The sequence below is a fragment of the Pseudomyxococcus flavus genome (assembly GCF_050038885.1).
GTDB lineage: Bacteria > Myxococcota > Myxococcia > Myxococcales > Myxococcaceae > Myxococcus > Myxococcus flavus.
In genome coordinates this window covers 317,941-334,961 of sequence record NZ_CP143624.1, presented here as the reverse complement: position 1 = coordinate 334,961, position 17,021 = coordinate 317,941, and the positions used below count along the sequence as shown (strand labels likewise).

The following is a 17,021-nucleotide window of genomic DNA, read 5'->3' as shown; positions in this document are numbered from 1 at the left end:
CCTCTGCGTGGTAGTGAATCCTTTACGTCCGCAGGAACTGGAAAGCCACAGCGACAGCGGCACCTTCCCAGATATTCTTCAGTCGCTCCGGCATGTACGTTGTCATGGCTAGATGCGCACTCTAGCGTCGCGTCTGCCATTGGTGGTTGTAGCGCCCATGGCGCCCCATCTCTCTCCGAGGTCGAGGATGCGCAGATTGATGTCGCACGATATTGCTGTTTCCAGCACTTCTCTTGAACGACGCGAGCCGCAACCCAGTGCCGCACGCAGGCTGGCGGGAGTCTTCTTCGTTGCCCTGCTCCTCGGAGGACCAGGTCGCGCGGCGGCATCCGACACCGCGCTCGCGCCGAGCTTCAATTCGGGGCAGGGCATCACGGTTCATGCGGTGCGGCACATCACGGATCGGCTCATCGACGTGGAAATCTCCACGCCGCTGATTGCCCCTCACGCAGTCTATGATCCGCGCCACCACGTTCGGGTGCTCCTGCCGACGGGGTATTACAACCACCCGGGCGTGCGTTACCCGGTGGTCTACCTGCTGCACGGCGGTGGAGGCGCGAACTCGGCACAGTGGGTGGAGTTCGGCGCGGCGTATGCGATTACCGAGAACATGCCTGTCATCACCATCATGCCGGATGGCGGCAAGGTCGGCTGGTATACGAACTGGGTCTTCCCTCGTGGGGTGAATCAGGCGTGGGAGGAGTTCCACCTCAACCAGCTCATTCCATGGGTGGATCAGAACCTTCGCACGCTGGCGTACAAGCAGGGCCGTGCCATCGCGGGGCTGTCCATGGGGGGCTTCGGCGCCATCAGCTACGCAGCGCGACGCCCTGACCTGTTTGCCTATGCAGCCAGTTTCTCGGGGGCCCTGGACCTCGGTGACGCCGCCATCCGCGCCACCATCACGGAGGAGGGGACACGGTGGCTGCAGAACCCGGATGGGCCGTTTGGCTCTCCCTTCTGGCCGTTCGACCAGGCCTGGAACATGAACAATCCCATCTCGCGCGCGGCGTCCCTGCGGGGCGTGGCCGTCGCCTTGTACGCGGGTTCGGGCATCTGGGATGGGGATGTGCTCGAGCGCGTCCCGGGAGCGTCCACGGATCGGTTCCACCACGCGCTGAATGCCGCGGGCGTGCCGCACCACTACGAGATGTATGGTCGCCCCGCGCCGGGCCAGAAGCCATTCGGTTGTGACGGCGGGCACAACTTCAGCTGCTGGAACTACGCGTTCTTCGACGTGCTGCCGCGCATGCTGGCCGTGCTCGACGGACCGTGAGCGGAAGGCACGGTGGGTGACGGGGCCTGCGCCTGGCGTAGGCACCTCGTTGGACGCTGTGTGGACGGTCGGGCCAATCGGGGAGCCTGCCGTCCCACCCGTTCAGTGCGCCCGGGGCGTCAGGAATCCCGCCCCAGGCTGCCTGGTGGGGGGGGCATCGCCTACCGCGGCTGGCTGGCATCCAGCGCTCAACGCGTGCGCGATGCCTTGCCCCGGCGTGACGTGGCTGGAACGTCCTCGCCCGTGACGGCGCGGGCAAGCCGCTCGGCGTCCGAGGTCGCGATTCCGAGCGAAGCGAAGGCGCCGCTGACGAACAGGCTCGCCAGGCCCTGCGCGAGTGCGCGACCTCGGAGTTGCTCCATCAGCGGATGCGCGGCGGGGAGCGCGCTGCCCGACCGGACCAGCTCCGCCAGGTCCGACCAGAAGGTGTCCATGGAGCCCTTGAGGACCTCGGGCGCTTCCGCGCCAGGCGGCGTCGACGCGTAGTCGATGTACGCCGGGTCCGTGGCGATGCGATACAGGGCCGGGTTCTCGGCGGCCCATTGGACGTAGGCGATGCCCGAGCGCCGGAAGGCCTCGAGCGGTTCGGGTGTCCCACCCACTGCGGCGACGATGGCCTCGCCGAGCCGCCGGTTCCCCTCCGTGGCGAGCGCACACAGCAGGGCCTGACGGTCCGCGAAGTGCTTGTAGGGCGCGGCGGACGAAACGCCCACGCGGCGACCGATTTCGGCGACGGTGAGCGCGTCGATGCCTTCTTCGCGAATGAGCTCGATGCTCGCTTCCAGCAGGGCGCGCTTGAGGTCCCCGTGGTGGTACGGGCGTGCTCGCGTCTTCGTGGCCATCCGTGTGCGCAGGGTAGATGGGATGGCGGATGTTGCAAAGTAAGTAATCGTAACTTACTTTGCCTCGGCGCAGGTCCAATCTTTCCGGGAGCCGTGGATGCGAAGCGCGAATGCGGTGAGTCCGTTGTTGCGGTCCCTCTCACGTCCCCATGGCTTCGAGCCGCTGCGGGTCGAGGGGCGGCTCCCCGAGTCCCTGCGGGGGACGCTGTTTCGCGCCGGGCCAGGCCTCTTCGAGCGCTTCGGCACGCGCATCCCGCACGCATTCGAGGCCGACGGCGCCGTGACGGCGGTGCGCTTCGACGGGCGTGGCGCGTGGGGCGCGAGCCGCATCGTCGAGAGCGCCGGTTACCGGGAGGAGGAGCAAGCAGGGCGCTTCCTCTACACCTCCGCGGCGTCGTGGTTCGACCGGATGCGAGTGACCAGAAGGGGCTTGTCGAAGACCACGGGTAACACCTCGACATTCTTGTGGCGGGACCGGCTCTTCGCGCTCATGGAGAGCGGCCTCCTTCAGGAGATGGACCCCGCCACGCTGGAGACCCTCGCGGCCACGGACCTGGGCGTCGTGTCCAGCGCCTTCTCCGCGCACCCTCACCGCGTCGCTTCGCTCCGGACGACGTTCAACTTCGGCGTGCGTTATGGCCAGCGGATGAGCATCGACGTGTACGCGCTGCCGGACGACGGCGTGCCATCGAAGCTCGGCACCGTGGAGGCGCCCTGGCACAGCATGGTCCACGACTTCATGGCGACGGAACGGCACCTCATCCTCTTCGTGGGCCCGGTGAAGTTGAACCTCCTGCGAGCGATGTTGGGCCTGGGGGATGTCACCCAGCTCTTTCAATGGAAGCCCGAGCTGGGGGCTCGGCTCATCGTCGTTCCACTCGACGCAATCGACTCTCCTCGGACGTTCGAGCTCGACCCCTTCTGGACCTGGCATTTCGCCAATGCCTTCGAGGACGCGGAGGGGCCCTGTGTCGACCTCTGCCGCTACCCCGAGTTTTCACTCGAGGAGATTGGGGAGCTCGAATCGAACGGGCCGCTTCCGCTGCTGACGCGCGTGAAGCTCGACTTGAAGTCCGGCAAGGCGCACGAGGCCACGCTCTGCGACATTCCCTGTGACTTTCCACAAGTCCATCCGCGCGTGCACGGAGCGAGGTACGGCACGCTGTTCGCGCAAACCGAGCGTCGTGGCCAGGACCGCGTCATCCCCGGAGTGACGCGCATCGACCTCGAACGTGGGGCAAGTTCGGAGTGGACCCCGCCGGCAGGACATCTCCCGAGCGAGCCCGTGCTCGTCCCGCGAGGGGAGGCGCAGGACGACGCATTCGTGCTCGACCTGGTGTACGACTCGACGACGGACCACTCCTATGTCGCGGTGCTCGATGGCCAGCATCTCGACGGCGGACCGCTGGCGACCGTCCACTTCGAGCAGGCCATCCCCGTGACATTTCACGGCTGCTTCGCGGCGGCAGGGGACGAGCCGGCGTAGACGATGTCCAGCTCGCTGTGATTGGGGAGGCCGTGCGCTGACACGGAAGCGGCCCAACCTCGGGGGGAGGCGAGGCCGGCGATGAGGCACGGCCTCGTGTCCCGCGGCACGTGGACACGAACCTGCCCCCCGCGGCGCCGGGCCCACAGGGCCCGGCTCTCCCTGCGCCCGCGACGCAGCAGGCGGGCCTTCACCCCTGGCTCCAGACTGCCGCCATCGGGCCTGCGGCCGACACGAGGCGGGGAGGGGCGCGGCGGGGCCGACCTCGCTCCGGCTGCGGCGCCCATACTGCGGGGCGGCCCGAGCGCCCGGGACGACGAAGGTCGGCAGCCCCGACTTTCCTCAAGGACTACAGGCCTTTACGCGTCAGCGGCGGACAGGGCTCGAACTCGCGCCCCCGAGCTTGGGAAGCTCGGGCTTTGGGACGGAAGGGGCGCCAGCGCGCGGCCGATGCGGCCCGTCGGCGCTCGTTGCTGGGGGCTTCCCACGCAGGACGGTGGCGCAGGCCGAGCACGAGGAGGTCCTCCCAGAAGTGCTTCCCATCTTCTCGTCCGTGCCTGCTCGACAACGGCAGACCAATAGGGGCACGATTCGACGAGCGCCATCGGCAATGGGGGAGACCATGTCCAGACGCAGTGCGCCTGCGTTCTCCATGAAGGTTGGGGCCTACGGGGCCGAGGTCTTGAGTGTCTCCGGGCTCTCCGGGGTGGAAGGCATGAGCCGGCTGTTCGATTTCCGTGTGGACTTCTTCACCGGAGATGGCGAGCCGCTGGCGGCGGCGGACCTGGTTGGCAAGGACGCGCTCGTCACGTTGGAGGTGCGCGATGGCCTCCCTCGGGTCGTCCATGGCCAGGTGCGCGCGGTGGAGTCGCTGGGGCTCAAGACAGGCCGCCAGCGCTACCGGGCCCATGTGGTGCCCAAGCTGTGGCGGCTGACGCAGGTGCACCGAAGCCGCATCTTCCAGGACAAGAGCGTGCCCGACATCCTCAAGGCGGTGCTGGGCGAGGCGGGCGTGGACGTGCGGCTGGCGCTGTCCGGCAGCTACGCGAAGCGCGAATACTGCGTGCAGTACCGCGAGAGTGATTTCGCCTTCCTGAGCCGGCTGATGGAGTGGGAGGGCATCTTCTATTTCTTCGAGCACACGGAAGAGGCCCACACGCTGGTGCTCGGGGACAAGCCCAGCGCCCATTCGCCGTTGTCGCAGGGCGGGACGTTGCCCTTGATGGCGAGCCTGGGCAAGGCGGTGGTGGAGGCCGAGTACATCTCGGCGCTGGAGGTGGTGCATCGGCTGAGGCCGGGGGCGGTGCACCTGAAGGACTTCGACTTCGAGAAGCCGGCGCTGGACGTTTCGAGCAAGGCCAAGGCGGCCGGTGGCGTGGAGGCGCTGGAGCTCTACGACTACCCGGCCGGTCATGTGGCGCCTGAGGTGGGGAAGGTCGCGGCAGGGGTGCGGCAGGAGGAGGCGGGCATGGGCGGGCGCACGCTGGCGGGCTCGGCGGTGGCCCCCCGGCTGACGCCCGGGTACCTGCTGAAGGTGGAGTCGCCGCAGGAAGGCACGTTCGCGGGCGAGTACCTCGTCACCGAGGTGGTGCACTCGGGCATGCAGCCGGACGTGACGGGCGGCAGCGAAACCTTGCAGGGGCTGTACCGCAACCAGTTCCAGCTCCTGCCCAAGGCAGTGCCCTTCCGGCCGCGGCGGCTGACGCCCGTGCCACAGATTGCCGGGCCGCAGACGGCAACGGTGGTGGGGCCGGCGGGGGAGGAAATCCACACGGACGCGCACGGGCGCATCAAGGTGCAGTTCCACTGGGACCGAGAGGGGAAGCAGGACGAGAAGTCCTCGTGCTGGGTGCGGGTGAGCCAGCCATGGGGCGGCCTGGCGTGGGGAGACGTCTGGTTGCCGCGCATCGGCCAGGAGGTCGTCGTCCGCTTCCTGGAGGGGGACCCGGATCGGCCGCTGGTGGCGGGGGCCGTCTACAACGGCGCCAACACGGTGCCCTACGCATTGCCGGCGGAGAAGACCAAGAGCACCCGCAAGAGTGACTCCAGTCCGGGGAGCAACGGCTTCAACGAGGTGCGCATCGAAGACGCGGCGGGCGAGGAGGAGATCTTCACCCACGCGCAGAAGGACGAGCAGCTCCTGACGGAGGACGACAAGCGGCAGGAGGTCCGTGGGTACGAGGACCTCCTGGTGAAGAAGGACCGCAAGCGCACCGTGGAGGGGAACCAGAAGCTGCATGTCGAGCTGGACGACGTGAGCGTGGTGGAGGGCCATCAAACGCTGGTGGTCCAGAAGAACCGCGAGACGCGCACCACGGGGAGCCATGACGAGGCCGTGGAGGGAAACCAGACCTTGTCAGTGGGTGGCAACCTGACGGCCCTCATCTCCCAGGGGGCGCTGGAGAATGTCGGCGCGGCGAAGGCCACCACCATTGGCGGTGGCTACACCGTCAACGTGGGGCTGGCCTACAACGAGGCGACTGGCGGCGCGCGGGCCATGGAGATTGGCGCGGCCCACACGGAGCTCGTGCTGGGCAGCCGGCAGGAGACGGTCGCCGACAACAAGCAGTCCAAGACGGGCGGTACCTTCCAGATCGAGGTCAAGGGGCAGCTCACGCTCACGACGGGCAAGGACGTGAAGGAGGAGGCGGGCGGGAAGTCCTGGCTCCAGGTGGAACAGCCCGTCGCCGCGCTGGTGAAGTCCTTCGCGCTCAAGGCCGACACGTTCTCCCTCATCGTCGGGAACCGGCTCCACCTGAGCGTGGAGAAGTCCGGGAACGTGAAGCTCTACGCGAAGACCCTCACGCTCGAAGGCTCGGAGATCAAGTTCAAGGGCTCGAAGGTCAAGAAGCTCCAGGGAGGCTCCATTCCCAGCAAGAGCATCCCCAAGCAGAAGGTGGAGAAGCTGGAGGACCCCGAGGCCAAGAAGGCGGCGCCCAAGCTGCCCATCTACCGGGTCGGGATTTGAACCGCTGACACCCAGGTCGCCATGCTCATCAGTCCCCCCTTTCTCGTGACGCGCCAGGCAGACCAGTCCGAGGATGACTGGCTCAACGCCGCCATGACCGGCGGCCAGCCCGGTGATGGGGCCTACCCGGTCAGCCAGAACCTCGGCTGGCATGGGGGGCTCCACCTCACCGCGCCAACGGAGGGCGACACGGTGCTGCCCGTGCGCGCCATCGCCAACGGCACCGTGGTCTACGTGCGCCAGCCCACCGCGCCTGTCGCGGACCCCGACCATGCGCTGAATTACGGGGGAGGGTGGACGCACGACGGCGTGGTGGTCATCCGCCACGAGACGGAGATTGGCGAAGGCGCGGACGCGCAGGTCACCTTCTTCTCCATCTACGTGCACCTGTCGAGCATCCACGCGGACGTGGCGCTCAACCAGCCCATCTACCGCAAGGCGGAGGTCGGCGCGGCTGGGCAGGTGTACGGCAGCACCGACCGCAAGCTGCACCTGGAGATTGCGTGTGACGACACCCACCTGTCACGGCTGGTCGGGCGTGCCTCGGGGGAGCTGAACACCGGCGCGGATGGCCGCACCCAGGTGGTGTTCGGGGAAATCTATGTCCGGGTGCCAGCGGGCGCTGCCGTCTTCGCGCAGCGGCCCGACGCCAACCAGACCCAGCCTGCCGCGGCGCCGGTCCACACCACCACCGAGGACCTGTTCGTGGGCATCCGCTACTCGGATGGTCATGGCCTCGCCGGCAACCGGGGCGACGCCTACGTCACCACGTATCTCGTGGATGGCAGCGTGGTGGGAACGACCCTCGAGGAGGACGCCGCCGAGTACGGGTTGTATCAGGAGGCCATTCGCATCAGTGACGCCTATCCCGCCGCCGGCCGCCCGATTCGCAGCGCGGTGTATGAGTTGCTGCGGTTTGGCCGGGTCATCGGGGGGGACACCCTCGACCCTGCGGACACACCCCACTGGCGGCGCATCCACTACCCGGGGGGGCAGGGCTGGGTGAACCTCAGCGCGACCGGAACCACGAAATACAGCGACGCGGACTTCCCGCACTGGCGGGGCTGGACGCTGGTGGATGACTCGACCGACCAGGACAGCCGTTGTGATTCGGCGACGATTCGGCGCTGGCTGGATGTGGATGGCAACGGCCAGGTGGAGCCCAGCGAGGCCATGGTCCGGCTCAGCCAGGCGGACATCGCGGCCCGGATGGCGAAGGTCGTCTGCAAGTTCGCGACGGAGTGGAACGACGCCACCATCGACGCGCGCTGGGGCTGGCTGAAGACGGCGAGCCCGGAGAACCCGACGCCGATGAACGACGAGGCCTTCGACTTGCTGAAGGCGCACGTCACCGCCCTGTGTTTCTGGGGAGCGGCCGGCCTCGCGCTCCCCGAATCGCATTGGCGGTTCAACCCACGGGAGTTCATCCGGACGTTCCGGAGGTGCGCCTGGTTCAGCGCGCGGGAGCTGGCGCACTGTCTGCCGCGGACCCGATCGCTCGCCGATGGGTCGGACGCGAACCTCTCCTGGGCGCAGGCGCAGCAGCGCGCCAACAACCACGTGGCCAGCGTCAACCTGCTGATGCGGAAGTATCTTGGCGCGAACCCTCAGCGGCAGACGCACGCGCTGGCGCAGGTCTACATCGAGACCAACCTGCTCGCGACGATGACCGAGTATGGGACGGGCAACAACCACGCCTATGGCGCCTTCTATGGCCGAGGCCTGATGCAGTTGACCTGGCCGATCAACTACGCCAGCTATGGGCGCTACAAGGGACTGGCGAACCAGGCAGCCCCGGCCACCTATGTGGACGCTCGCATCACCGCCACGTCCACCCATGTCTGGCAGGCGGCGGCTACGCCGCAGGTCTGGGCGCCCCGGTATGACCCGCAGGTGGTGGGCACGCAGAGCGTGCACAGTGCCGAGAGCGGGGGCTTCTACTGGGTCAGCAAGACCTTCCGCGGCACTCGGAACATCAACCGTGCCTGCGACGAGGGGCTCAATGGCAACCACGTGGGCTTCATTTCGTGGCTGGTCAACGGCGGCGGCAATGGCTACCGGGAGCGGCAGGGCTTCATGCGGTTCGTCCGCAACGTCCTGTTGGACGAGGTGCCATTGACGGGCACCGAGCAGTGGGCCTACCCGCCGCTGGTGAATACCTTGACCGCTGCCTTCCCACCGGGAAACCCTCCGGCCACCGCGAACATCACGGTCCATTATGCGCCCCAGGTCCCTTGAGATGAGATTGCCGTCGCTGTTCCTGGCGCTCTGCCTGGCCACGGTGGCCCGAGCAGACGCCACGCCTCCCTGGACGGACCACCCGCTGATGGAGCGCTGCTTCGACGGTGCCCAGGGGTTCATCCAGGCCGCCTACGGCGCGGCGGGCACGGAGGACGAAAACATTCGCTCCAGCCCGGCCAGCCCGCTGAAGGACGGCAGCGTCTGGGTCATCGACGCCACGGCGGGCGCCAACTTCCAGTGGTACCTCCTGCAGCCAGGGGCGGGCGGGAAGCTGTGCCTGACCCTGTTCGTCCCCGCGGCGGCGCAGGTGTCCGTCCGCCAGAAGGGGAGCGCGCTGGCTGCCCAGGCGAAGACGCAGCCCTCGCCCGGGTATCCGGTGAAGCAGGTTGACTTCAAGCGGGCCAAGGGCGCGGCACGCTTCACGCCCGCGTCCTGCGAGGAGTTCGACCCGGCGAAGAGCGGGGCAGGCTCCCGCCGCAAGGTCGACTGCGCCACCGTGTTCGACTGAAGCGGGTGGCGCTCAGCTCGTGCGAGCGCGCGCGTGGACACCTGGTGGTGCGCCGGGCCGGCCTGCGTCCCCGTCCGAGCTGCCCGCCTCCGCGGGCGGCAGCCGAGCGGCGCTCGGCCTTGTGCCCGGTGCGGCGGACGACTCCGCGGTGACGCTTCGGGTCCACCGGGCGAGGGCGTGCAGGAGCGCCCGCAGCGCCTCCTGCGTGCGCGTGTCCTGGAGCCGCCCGGAGCCGTCGAAGAGCCGCTCCGCCTCGGGCACGAACACGGCGGGCGCCGGGAGCACGAGCGCCTCGGTCGCGGTGAGCACCTGGCGCAGGCCCGCCTGCGCGAGCCGCGTCCCCCAGCGCCCTGGCGTGGCGCCGAGCAGGGCCACCGGCTTTCCCACGAGCACCTCCTCGGGCCCCGGCCGCGAGAGCCAGTCGAGGCCGTTCTTCAGCACGCCGGGAAAGGACTGGTTGTACTCGGGCGTGGCGAGGAGCAACGCGTCGGCCGCGGTGACCTGGGCGCGCAGCTGCCGCACCGGCTCGGGGCCGCCGTGCGTCTCGCGCTCCAGGTCCTCGTCGAAGTGGGGAAGGGCGCGCAGCCCGTCGCAGAGCTGCAGGGCCATCCCCTCCGGGGCGAGCGCGGCCGCGGCCTCCAGCAGCCGTCCGTTGAGTGAGCCCTGGCGGAGGCTTCCGGAGAGAGCGAGGACGTTCAAAGGAGTGGGGTGCATGGGGTGTCTCCATCGCGCGATCAGACGTCGCGCAGCAGCAGCAGGGCCGAGGCGACGAGGAGCAGCCCCATCGCACGGTCGAACCAGGCGCGGACCCGTGCGCGTCGCAGCGCGCCCGAGAGCAGCGCGCCGAGCGCGGCCCAGAGGACGAGGCACACGGAGGGAATGAGCACGAAGAGCGCCGCGAGCCAGGCAAGCGCCGCTCCGGTGCTGCCCACCTGCACCGCAGAGACCGCCGTCAGGACCATCACCCAGCTCTTGGGGTTGAGGAACTGGAAGCCGAGGAGCGGCGCCACGCCGGCGGGGAGTGCCGTCGGTCCGACCGCGGCCTCTGGCCTCGCGGGGCGGAGGCTGCCGAGCACGAGCCCTGCGCCCAGCCACAGCAGGTAGAGGCAGCCGCCCACCGCAAGGGCCGTTCGGGCAGCAGGCAGGAGCTCGAACAGGGCAGTGCCACCCAGCATCACCACCGCGAGCAGCCCCAGCCCGCCGAGCACCGCGCCGAGGATCTCGGGCAGCGCCCCCCGCCAGCCGGAACGTGCGCCCGCCTGCATCACCACCAGGTTGTTTGGCCCCGGGGTGAGCGCCGCCACCGTCAACAGCCCTGCCGCTGCGAACACGCTCTCCATCCTGCACCTCCATGAAGTGGTGACGTCAGGTGACCACCTGGGGCCTTCGTAAGTTGGATGACCGGTCGAAGGGGCCCGATGATTGGTCTAGAATCGAGACCATGCGAGACCTGCCTCTCAACGCACTGCGTGCCTTCGCGCTCGTCTACGCCCACGGCGGTGTCCGGCCGGCCGCGCGCGAGCTGGGCATCGCCCACTCCTCGCTGAGCCGGCACCTGGCGGAGCTCGAGGCCTGGGTGGGCGTTCCGTTGACGCAGGGGGCAGGGGGGCGGCGCGGCCTCTCCTTCACCCCGCAGGGAGAGACCCTGGGCCGGACGGCGCTCGCCGGCCTGCGGGACATTGCGCAGGCGGCGGACGCGGTGCGCGAGGCGCGCTCACCCCACTCGGTGGTCGTCTCCACCACGGCGTCCTTCGCGGCCCGCTGGCTGCTGCCCCGGCTCCCTCGCCTGGAGGCGCAGCACCCTCGGCTCGAGGTGTCGGTGAGCGTGGACCCGCGCCCGGTGGACCTCGAGGCGGGTGGGGTGGACCTGGCCCTGCGCATGGGCCGCGGGCCCTGGCGGGACGTGGACTGCGAGCCGCTGCTGGACGAGGTGCTCTATCCGGTGATGAGCCCCACCTACTGGCGCGACGCGGGCCGGCCCGAGCGCCCCGCGGCGCTCACGCGGCTGCGCCTGCTGCACGACCGGGACTCCAGCGCCTCCTGGGAGCTCTGGCGGCGCGCGCACGGCCCGGCGGGCCTGGACGTGCGCAAGGGGCCGCGCCTCGCTTCCTCGGACCTGGTGCTGCGCGCGGCGGTGCAGGGGCAGGGCGTGACACTGGCGCGCCACCGGCTCGCCGTGGACGACCTCGCCTCCGGGGCGCTGCTGCGCCCGTTCGCAGGGCTCCACGTGGCGCTGGGCCCCGCCTACTGGGTGGTGCTCTCGCCCAACGCGCGCAGCCGCCCGGCCACGGCGGCCGTGCTCGCGTGGCTCAAGGCAGAGGCGGCGGCGTGCGGGCCTGCCGCGTGAGCATGGGCGTGGTAGTGCTCCAGGCGCCAGAACACGAGCGACGCGCTGAACGGCCGTGCGTCTCCCCATGCCAGCGAGTCCGCCTTCGCGTCCACACGGACGGCCTCGAAGTTCTCGCGCGCCCCGCCGCCGCATCGAGGAGGCGGGTGTCAGGTCACACCGGGCCCGGCAGAGGAGGGCACCGCCTTCGTGGTGATATCCGCGCGACCCAGGCGTAGCTCGCTGCCCGGCAGCTCTCCACCGCCGGGGTCATCGTCGCCCCCCGTGGTGTCATCGAGGAACGGGGGGAGGCGTGCAGATTGTCCACGAAGAGAATTGCCTTGCTGATACATTTCCTGCGCTTCCCTCTGTGAGCCAAGGAGCTATTGCACGATGCGATTCTTCAAACGGGCTGTCTATCTTTGTGCTGCCGTTCTCTTCCCTGCCTGCGGCGGAGGGGATGGGGTGCCCGGGCAGGACGACACGCTGGCGCAGCAAGAGTCAGCGGTGTCATCCGTGTCGCTTGACGGATGTATCTACAGCATCTCCGCCTACCCGCAGCCGAACGTGACGCCGACTGTCTATGACATCAGGCTCTTCCGCCAGCCCATCCCGACGTGTGTGTATGGTTTCGGCAGCGTGACCCTGGGCACGTCCGTCGTCTATGAGCCGACGCGGTCCGTGGCGGGGAACGCGCTCGGTATCGCCGCGAGCTACACCAAGAAGTCGAGCCTCAGCGGCAGCGCGCCCATCACCCTCAGCGTGCACCACGTGGACCCGGCCACACTGACTGTCATCCGGACCAGCAGCCTGGGCGTCTACCTGGGGGCGGGCAACATCGTGTCGGAGAACGTGGCGATCGCCGCGGACGGCACCACGGTAACCGTCTCGGGCTCGAAGACCGGCGTCATCTGGGGCGAGAGCGGCAGCGGGAGCCACTACACCGCGACGTACCCGGACTTCTTCACCAGCACCACGCCGCCGACCGTCATGGCGTTCCCGTGAGGCCTCGCCTCGCACCCCGGGCCCCATGAGGATTGGGGGCGGGAGAGACCTCGTTCGAGGACTCCCGCCTCAGGGCTCGGCCTGCTCCAGCGATGGGCAGCGTGCGAGGCTCCAGTGTCTCGACGCATGCCCTTGCGAGGCCCCTGTGGGACGACCTCCGCCCCGGCAACCGTGGGGCGGAGGTCAACCACGCGCTACTGAGCCTGGGTGTATGTCGGAGCGAGCGCACCCGTCAGGGCCGCGTCGCGCAGCCCGGGCACCAGGCCCTCCGTCGCGCCGAACGCCTGACCGTGCGCGGGCAGGAGGCTCGTCCCGTCGATGCTCTGGAGCTGGAAGTCCGGGTTGGCCAGCTCGTACGCGAAGTCGAGCGAGGCGCTCCGATTCTGCGTCGTGGACAGCACGAACGCACCATCCACGATGATCTCCGGACGGTGGTCCTCCAGGGTGGCGACCTGCAGCCCCGGCACCTCGCTCACCAGCGAGGCGAGCTGGGACGAGGGAACGACGAAGAGGTCCGCCTCAGACGCAGGGATGGGGTCGGGAGAGGAGCCCATCACCTCGTTCACCCAGCCGGGCACCTTGATGCGGCGTGGAGGCGTGCCGCACCACTCACCGTCGTAGTCCCACAGATAGCCGGCCTGATTGATGGAGAGGAGCTCCTGCGCCATGGAGATGTTGGTGGGAACCTCCAAACCGTGCATGTCCAGGCGGTCGCGGTCGAAGCCCACCGAGAGGTACTCCCACCACCAGGGAACGCCAAATGGGAAGGGCCACCTCCAATCGGGGTGCCACATGGCGAAGCTCGCTTGAATCATGTCGAGCCGCGCGCCGCCGCTGTTCGCCACGTAGTCGCAGTACTGCGGGCGGGCGATGTCGGACTGCTGGCACTCGCCGCAGTCGTCCATCAGGCAGCGCTCGGGCGACATCTCCAGCTCGGGAATCATTGTCGCCTCGAAGCTGCCCTCATAGTCGCCGTAGTAGCCGTTGGAGGCGTAGGCGCACCAGCGCGGCGGGTTCCCCGACTCGCACTCGGGACACTCGCCCGGCAGGCAGTAGGCGTTGATGAGCCCGTCCTCCAGCAGCTCGGGAGCCATGGTGTGGTTGCCCAGCAGCACGTCCGGGAGCGTGCCGGAGTGACGAGCCACCTGCAGCGCCTGGTAGAGCTCCTGCTGGGACGAGAACTGGGAGACCACCACCTCGTTGCCGCTGTTGCCCTGGTACGCGTCCACCGCCTCCACGAAGGCCTGCTCGGCCGCGCCGCCGAGCGAATGCCAGACATGGACTTCCGCGAAGTCCTGCGCGGTGGCCACCGTGCCTGTGAAGCACGCCGCCACCATCATCCACTTCAGGAGATTCGTTTTCATGAACTCCTCTGGGTTTAGGGGTGTGAGGCGTGTCAAACGCTAGCAGCCCCGGCCGACGCGAAAAACCATGAGCCATGTCCTTTGAATATTCCGCCGAGCGCGTCAGAGCGACCTGAGGAACGCGAGCATTGCCTCACGGTCCTCCAAGGGCAAACGGACGTAACGCTCACGTGCCGGCGCGGCCTCACCGCCGTGCCACAGCACCGCCTCCTCGAGATTGCGCGCCCGGCCGTCGTGCAGATAGCGCGTGTGGCCGTTCACCACCTCTACCAACCCAATTCCCCACAGCGGCGGTGTGCGCCACTCACTTCCGCTGGCGAGCCCATCCGGACGGCCGTCCGCGAGCCCTTCGCCCATGTCGTGCAGCAGCAGGTCCGTGTATGGGTAGAGTTTCTGCCGCGACAGCTCCGGGAGGTCGGGAACGTCTCCAGTTTCCAGCGGCCCGGAGACGTGGCATCCGCCACACCCGATGGCGCGAAACACCGCCTTGCCTCGCAGGACCTGGGGCGCGTCCCAGTCCCTTCGCTTCGGCACGGCGAGGAGTCGTGTGTAGAACACCAGCGCATCCAGCTCTTCCTGCCCGAGCTCGGGTTCCGCGGTGCCGTCCCGCAGCTGGCTCGTGGTCAGCCCCATGTCCGCGAAGAGCGCATGCACCACCTGCTGCTGCACCGAGGGCTGGTTTGCCTTCCACCCGAAGCGGCCCAGCTTCGGACGCCGCTCCACGTCGTCCTCGACGTAGTTGGGGCGCCCCGAGATGCCGTCCCCGTTCGCGTCCTCCGGATCCGCCAGGGCCAGGAGGGTCTCTTCCGGGATTGCCTCGAGCAGGCCCAGCCCGAAGACCGCCGGAGATACCCTCGGAGAGAACTGCGCGCCCTCTCCCAGCGGCCCCCGCGACAGCGCCTTGAATGTGTAGCGCGGCCGCAGCAGGGAGAAGGGCGTGCCATCCGCGAATTCGCCCGGCACCTCGTCGTACGTCACCACGGCTTGGCCCTCCGCCTGTGTCCCCTCCACGCCTCGCGGATCCAACTGCACGCCGTACAGCGGATGCGCCCGCTGCCCCTCTGGACCGCTCAGCTGGAAGACCAGTGACGCGGGAGGCTGTCCGCGCCCATCCCTGTCGTGACACGTCGTGCACGAGGCGGCGCTGAAGAGGGGCCCCACGCGGACGGGCGCGAACTTCGGGGCGAGCCAGTCACGGTCGAACACGCCCTTGCCCTTGTGGAAGTACGGCCAGCGCGCTCGGTACATGTTCGCGGGCGAGCGCCCGAACGACGTGTTTCCCGAGGCCGCCACCGTCGTGGCTCCACCCTGGAGCTCCTCTCCCGGATCCGCCGCGATGGGGAGGTCTCCCAGCACGAGTTCATTCGAGCGCCAGCCAGGGACGGCCCACGCCGCCGTCAGCAGCAGGGCTCCCACCGGAATGCCCAGAAGGAATCTCCGCGTTCGCATCGCCGCGTCTCCATCAGCTGGGGTTGCGTTGAACATATCGCACCGCACCGTCATCTTCGAAGGTGGGCCGACGTGGTCTGTCGTCCTCAGTGCGCGCGCTCCTCCCGTGGCGGAGCTGTCTCCGCGTGCTGCCGCCATGTACAACCGCGCATGCAGCCGCGTAACACAGACACACACGAGCGAAGGGCACGCATGGCAACCCTGAAACGCGCCAGTGCGCGGCAGCGAATGCCCTCCGCGGTGCTCGTCAATGCAGGGCCTCGGCAGGACGTCGGGCGGGTGCACTTCCACCTCACGGATGGCGTGCCCTGCTCGGAAGCCGTGCGCTCCGAGGGCGTCAGCTGAGGCTCAGCGGACGGCCAGGGCTGGCGTGTTCGAAGGAGGCTCAAGCGGCCTCGTCAGCGGCCCTTCTCGACTCCTCCGCTCCTGCCCTCGCCTCAACATTGCATTCATCCCGCCTATACGCCTTCGCCCTGAGAGGGGCGACGATTGGCCTGGTCATGGACAGCAGTATGGGACGCGACCGCGTCATCGTCTTCCAGTTCCCGGCCCAGACGGCGCTGGGCCAGTTGACCATCGAGGCGAACACGCCTCGGACCGCCGATGCCGTGATAGCCGCGGCTCGGCAGCCCGGGGACGCGCAGCTCTCCCAGGCGGGCTGCCTCCGCACCTGGGGCTCAATCCGGGGGAAGGCCAGACTCCGTCCCCTCCCGGTATGCCGACGCCGGGCGCCACTCCAGCGCGCGCTCACCACGCACTGGCGCGTGTGGGCACCGCTAATAGATATCGAGCCAGGCGGTGTTGGGGCTGGTCGGATAGCCAGGCGTTGTGTAGATGTACTCGAGCTTCTCCCATGCATCGAAGCCCTGATAGGGGGCGGGCGCGGTGTAGCACCGGGCCGGGACCAGGTCACAGGTCGCCAGATTGCCGGAGTCCATGCCCGCCCACAGGCTCCGGACGGCCCCCGCCCAAGATTGGATTGGGAGGCCGGGACGCAGGATTCGCCCCAGGTCCGCCACCGCGATGCTATCGACGGGGTTTCGGTAGAGGCACAGCTGATTGCCACCCAGGAATCCCCCATCGAAGAGCCAGAGGGCATTCTGGTTGTTGCAATCGATGATCAGACTGGGAATCTGGGCCGCGCTCGGCCCGAGCGAGGCTGATTGCCGTTGGGCCTCCCTCGCCCGGAACTGGGCCTGCTGCTCCGCGCGGGTGATGACGCGCGTCCGGGTCTCCAGCTCCCCCGCATCGCTCTCCCAGACGATGGTCTGGGTGATCAGCTCCTCTCCGCCAGGCTCCTGCACCTCCTCGGGATCTCCTTCTGGCGCTCCTCCACATCCGCCCAGAAGACCCACCACTCCTGCTACCACCCACACACGCGTACGCTTCATTCCAGACTTCCTCTCGGTAGGGTTGAACGCGCAGGGATGAGCGGGCCGGAGGAATCCTCGGAAATGTCGGTTGTGGTTTCAAGTCAAAATGATATGTGTTGTTTTCGACAGATGATAGGGATTTGAGTGTCGCGGGCATATTCCAGATAAGCCTGCCGGCTCAGC

At 68.6% G+C, this 17,021-nt stretch carries 14 protein-coding genes; 8 read left to right on the top strand and 6 right to left on the bottom strand.

What is annotated here, in order from left to right:
• Positions 1 to 385 precede the first annotated feature (385 nt).
• Entirely contained in the window at positions 386 to 1,276 is an 891-nt protein-coding gene (locus tag VZL07_RS01265; protein ID WP_426753480.1) for an alpha/beta hydrolase, read from the top strand.
• 188 nt (positions 1,277 to 1,464) lie between these two features.
• Here VZL07_RS01265 and VZL07_RS01260 read toward each other — a convergent pair whose 3' ends face one another.
• On the bottom strand, positions 1,465 to 2,118 hold the full coding sequence (locus tag VZL07_RS01260) for a TetR/AcrR family transcriptional regulator (protein WP_426753479.1): 654 nt from the start codon (positions 2,116 to 2,118) through the stop codon (positions 1,465 to 1,467).
• A 97-nt stretch (positions 2,119 to 2,215) separates the two neighbouring features.
• Between VZL07_RS01260 and VZL07_RS01255 the strand changes: the two genes are divergently transcribed.
• The 4 genes from VZL07_RS01255 (at position 2,216) to VZL07_RS01240 (ending at position 9,321) form a co-directional block, all read left to right on the top strand.
• Complete coding sequence (locus tag VZL07_RS01255) at positions 2,216 to 3,604, top strand: carotenoid oxygenase family protein (RefSeq protein WP_426753478.1); 1,389 nt, start codon at positions 2,216 to 2,218, stop codon at positions 3,602 to 3,604.
• Positions 3,605 to 4,226: 622 nt separating this feature from the next.
• Positions 4,227 to 6,572, top strand: coding sequence for a type VI secretion system tip protein TssI/VgrG (gene tssI, locus VZL07_RS01250; RefSeq protein WP_426753477.1), 2,346 nt, complete (start codon positions 4,227 to 4,229; stop codon positions 6,570 to 6,572).
• A gap of 21 nt (positions 6,573 to 6,593) precedes the next feature.
• Entirely contained in the window at positions 6,594 to 8,810 is a 2,217-nt protein-coding gene (locus tag VZL07_RS01245; RefSeq protein WP_426753476.1) for a hypothetical protein, read from the top strand.
• A gap of 7 nt (positions 8,811 to 8,817) precedes the next feature.
• Positions 8,818 to 9,321, top strand: a complete 504-nt coding sequence (locus tag VZL07_RS01240; protein ID WP_426753475.1) for a hypothetical protein — start codon at positions 8,818 to 8,820, stop codon at positions 9,319 to 9,321.
• A gap of 12 nt (positions 9,322 to 9,333) precedes the next feature.
• On the opposite strand, the gene VZL07_RS01235 is transcribed toward VZL07_RS01240, so the two are convergent.
• Both VZL07_RS01235 and VZL07_RS01230 read right to left on the bottom strand, forming a co-directional pair.
• The gene (locus tag VZL07_RS01235) at positions 9,334 to 10,035 is read right to left on the bottom strand and encodes an NADPH-dependent FMN reductase (protein WP_426753474.1); all 702 of its coding nucleotides are present in this window, start codon (positions 10,033 to 10,035) and stop codon (positions 9,334 to 9,336) included.
• 20 nt (positions 10,036 to 10,055) lie between these two features.
• A complete protein-coding gene (locus VZL07_RS01230; protein WP_426753473.1) occupies positions 10,056 to 10,661 on the bottom strand; it encodes a LysE family translocator in 606 nt (201 codons plus the stop codon).
• A 101-nt stretch (positions 10,662 to 10,762) separates the two neighbouring features.
• Here VZL07_RS01230 and VZL07_RS01225 point away from each other — a divergent pair, with 101 nt between their 5' ends.
• Positions 10,763 to 11,668 carry a LysR substrate-binding domain-containing protein gene (locus VZL07_RS01225; protein WP_426753472.1) on the top strand — a complete coding sequence of 302 codons (906 nt, stop codon included), beginning with the start codon at positions 10,763 to 10,765 and terminating at the stop codon, positions 11,666 to 11,668.
• A 372-nt stretch (positions 11,669 to 12,040) separates the two neighbouring features.
• Entirely contained in the window at positions 12,041 to 12,652 is a 612-nt protein-coding gene (locus VZL07_RS01220; RefSeq protein ID WP_426753471.1) for a hypothetical protein, read from the top strand.
• Positions 12,653 to 12,846: 194 nt separating this feature from the next.
• On the opposite strand, the gene VZL07_RS01215 is transcribed toward VZL07_RS01220, so the two are convergent.
• Both VZL07_RS01215 and VZL07_RS01210 read right to left on the bottom strand, forming a co-directional pair.
• On the bottom strand, positions 12,847 to 14,016 hold the full coding sequence (locus VZL07_RS01215) for a hypothetical protein (RefSeq protein WP_426753470.1): 1,170 nt from the start codon (positions 14,014 to 14,016) through the stop codon (positions 12,847 to 12,849).
• Positions 14,017 to 14,118: 102 nt separating this feature from the next.
• Entirely contained in the window at positions 14,119 to 15,465 is a 1,347-nt protein-coding gene (locus tag VZL07_RS01210) for a di-heme oxidoredictase family protein (protein WP_426753469.1), read from the bottom strand.
• Positions 15,466 to 15,657: 192 nt separating this feature from the next.
• On the opposite strand from VZL07_RS01210, the gene VZL07_RS01205 reads away from it, so the two are divergent.
• Entirely contained in the window at positions 15,658 to 15,810 is a 153-nt protein-coding gene (locus tag VZL07_RS01205) for a hypothetical protein (protein WP_426753468.1), read from the top strand.
• 431 nt (positions 15,811 to 16,241) lie between these two features.
• Here the strand turns inward: VZL07_RS01205 and VZL07_RS01200 are convergent, their stop codons facing one another.
• On the bottom strand, positions 16,242 to 16,769 hold the full coding sequence (locus VZL07_RS01200; RefSeq protein WP_426753467.1) for a hypothetical protein: 528 nt from the start codon (positions 16,767 to 16,769) through the stop codon (positions 16,242 to 16,244).
• Positions 16,770 to 17,021: the final 252 nt, after the last annotated feature.